Genomic DNA, 338 nt, shown 5'->3' with positions numbered 1-338 from the left:
GAACTGGTAAAGGCCTCCCCGCTCGTTGCACAGCTTGAGGAACTCGGGATCAATCTTGTCACGGTTTTCATGATCGGCTCGGAACATGCCGATATCGACTATCTTGAAGACCTGCAGGCAAACCGGGGCTTTATTCCCAAGAACACCGTCATTGTCATTAACGAGGCCCTCCTTAGCGGGCGCGTCGATGCTTCAGAGGAAATCCGGCATATCCTCCAATATCCCGCAATCGAGGGCGCACTTGGCCGCGGGGCTGTCTACGGGGTGTTTCCTGCGCTTGACGGGATAAAGCGTGTCTCGGACCGGGGGCAGTCTTTCATGGACTTTGCGGCGAACAG

General features: G+C 56.2%; 1 pseudogene. It reads left to right on the top strand.

The features are described 5' to 3' along the window. Positions 1 to 338, top strand: a pseudogene (locus B7449_RS19185) (FAD-binding oxidoreductase); the annotation flags it as partial.

The sequence above is a fragment of the Komagataeibacter intermedius TF2 genome, assembly GCF_000964425.1.
GTDB classification, from domain to species: Bacteria; Pseudomonadota; Alphaproteobacteria; order Acetobacterales; family Acetobacteraceae; genus Komagataeibacter; species Komagataeibacter intermedius.
Note: the sequence above shows the minus strand (reverse complement) of the source record. Positions and strands in the feature narration are given on the sequence as shown.